Source organism: Phyllobacterium sp. P5_D12 (assembly GCF_054049495.1).
In genome coordinates this window covers 1-2,638 of record NZ_JBFUMG010000590.1, presented here as the reverse complement: position 1 = coordinate 2,638, position 2,638 = coordinate 1, and the positions used below count along the sequence as shown (strand labels likewise).

Sequence of the window (2,638 nt, the reverse complement as noted above, 5' to 3'; positions counted from 1 at the left end):
AAGCGCGTGTGGGACGATCGGTAAGGGGAAAGCCCCGCCGCCAGTCGCTGAAGAGCCCGCAGCAGCACCAGTTTATAAATAAGTAGTTTCGTCAAAAAAATGGAAGGGTCTCCCGACCCTTCCAGCATCATGTGATTCGCAAAATGCCGGCTTAACAGGCGGCTGTGCGGCCCCCGGTGATTTATAGCGGGTATGGCCGGGCTTGAGGATTGCGTTTTGATGAATTCTGGGATGGGATGACGCTCATGAGTGTTCGTCTGTTATCTGTGATCGCGCTTGGACTCGCAGTGGCGGGATGCCAAACGAGCGATGGGAGCAAGTCGGGTTCCGTAGCCGGTGCCGGCGATAACGCGGCGGCCGTTCAGGTGACCTCGGCGACAGCAGCCCAGCCCGAGCAAAAAAGCGGGCGCTATTATATCGAGTTTCGCTCGCGCTATGCCCTTACCTACGGCCATACCTATGTGATGTTCGGGCGTCTGGACAAGGCGGGCAATATAGTCGATCGCGAAGTGGCCGGCCTCCACCCGGCTACCAACAGCGTGGTTCCCTATATTCTTGGTCATTACATACCCGTTCCAGCCGAGACAGGTGAGAGCGACGGTGATACGGACGATAAGTACAGGTCGGCAACCTGGCGCGTCACCTTGAACGAAGCCGAGTACAATAAAGTCGTTGCTTATATACGCAAACTGCAAGCCAGATCGCGCTTCTGGCAAGCAACGACGTTCAACTGCAATGCCTTCGTGGGCGAGATCGCGCGGTCCATGGGATATAAAGCACCCGGCCACTTGCTGCGTCCGCAGCATTACATCGTCAAGCTTCGCGAGATGAACGGCGGGCCCAATGCGGTCGGATACACCGGCCCTCCAGGCTAGGCATTCACGCTCTGACGGCCTGTAAATGGCGTCTTTCTGTGCTTCCGGTGCTCACGTACCTGAAAGTACGCTGCGTTCCGTTGCTCGAAAACCACCATTTTCGTCGCGTCCTGACCCGAATCGCCACACACCCTACACAACTTATTCAGAGCCGGTTTTGTTTTCAGGATGGCGAACCTCGGCCTACTGAAAGTCGAATGCGCTAAGGCCGGTCACCATCTCGTCCAGTCCCACTGGCCGGGTCACGGGTGGTTCGGCTCGCGAGAGGCAGGCAGCGCGTTCACACAAGCGGCAGGCCGGGCCGACGGGCGTTGAGCCGACAAATTTGCCAAGTGGCGGGGCGCTGATGCTGTGGTTGCCGATGGCGCCGCCATAGACCGTCTGGTCGGCAAATTCGATGTCGCAGCCAAGCAGGATGGCAGTACGGCGCGGGCGTTCGTTGAAGGCGCCTTGCGGCCCTTCCAGTGTGCGCGCGATGGTCATGAATTCGGCACCATCCGGCATTTCCACTGCCTCGACGAGGATCTGGCTGGGCTGGGCAAACGCAGCATAGACAGGCAGCTTCGGGCACTCGCCGCCGAAACGGGACTGCGGAAACCCTTGCGCCCCTGCCCGGCGGAAGCGGTTTCCGGCATGGTCGACCTCCAGCATGAAGAACGGAATGTCTTGTCTGCCGGTAAGGGTGGTCAGGCGGTTGGCGGCCTGTTCGAAGGAGACATGGAAGCGCGAACGGAGAACGTCAATGTCATAGCGAGCGCGAACAGCGGCACTCTGGAAAGCCTGATACGGCATCATCAGCGCATGCGCCGCGTAGCGCCCGAACTCGAAACGGGTAATGCGCCGCGCCTCGTCGGAGGAGAGTTTCAGGTCCTGGATTTCGGCGGCAATGACCACCTGCATGCGCATGAGAGCAGCCTCCATCGCCACTTCGCGCAACTGGTCGAAGGGCGACAGCCGCTCGGATATGAACAGCCGCTGCGAATGACGATCATAACGGCGGCGCCAGTTCGGCATCGTTGCCACGGGCAAGATGCGTACCGTCATGCCGTGCTCGGCCTTAAGCCAGGCCTTAAGCGCGCCAAGCAGATCATCGCCGGGTTTGAGCAGACTGGTAAAGCTATCGACCTCCCCCTCAATACGGGGGAAATGATTGGCGCGGCGCTCCAGCGCCTCGCGCACCTCGTTCAGCGGCATGCGCGTGGCGACAAGCGATGGCGCCCGGCCGTCTTTCGCCAGAAGTTGCGACAGATCAGAAAGGCGCTCGAGCGATTCCCGGTACGCGCGATAAAGCTTGATGATGCCGGTGGCGGCATTAGGCGCCGCATCGCTGATTTCGATCAACTCCTGATCGCCCGGCAATTCGCCATTGAGCAGCGGATCGGAAAACACTTCCTTGAGCACGGCCATGGAGGAGCCCGTCTCCATCTGCAGCGTATCGAGCTCGATCTTGTAGGTCGAGGAGAGCTTGAGCAGGAGCTGGACCGTGAGCGGCCGCTGATTGCGCTCGATGAGATTGAGATAGGACGGCGAAATGCCCAGCGCCTCCGCCATGGAGGTCTGTGTCAGACCACGCTCGTTGCGAATGCGCCTGATGCGCGGTCCGGCGAATATCTTGCCCTCAGCCATGAGAAACCCATTCTGCACGGTCGGGATGGGATCTGCCCATAATATCCCTCTCTCCGTCATCCTCGGGCTTGACCCGAGGACCCATGACAAGGACGCCCAAATCGAATGTGGGTCCTCGGGTCAAGCCCGAGGATGAC

At 59.8% G+C, this 2,638-nt stretch carries 2 protein-coding genes; one reads left to right on the top strand and one right to left on the bottom strand.

Annotated elements, in window-relative coordinates:
- The first annotated feature begins 236 nt into the window (after positions 1–236).
- Positions 237–875 carry a hypothetical protein gene (locus ACXJ5O_RS23905; RefSeq protein WP_457302078.1) on the top strand — a complete coding sequence of 213 codons (639 nt, stop codon included), beginning with the start codon at positions 237–239 and terminating at the stop codon, positions 873–875.
- A 183-nt stretch (positions 876–1,058) separates the two neighbouring features.
- Here the strand turns inward: ACXJ5O_RS23905 and ACXJ5O_RS23900 are convergent, their stop codons facing one another.
- Positions 1,059–2,501, bottom strand: a complete 1,443-nt coding sequence (locus ACXJ5O_RS23900) for a helix-turn-helix domain-containing protein (RefSeq protein WP_457302077.1) — start codon at positions 2,499–2,501, stop codon at positions 1,059–1,061.
- Positions 2,502–2,638: the final 137 nt, after the last annotated feature.

Bases quoted from the DNA above. Each gene is read 5' to 3' on its own strand.
- ACXJ5O_RS23905 (WP_457302078.1), top strand. From the start codon at position 237: ATGACGCTCATGAGTGTTCGTCTGTTATCTGTGATCGCGCTTGGACTC.
- ACXJ5O_RS23900 (WP_457302077.1), bottom strand. From the start codon at position 2,501: ATGGCTGAGGGCAAGATATTCGCCGGACCGCGCATCAGGCGCATTCGC.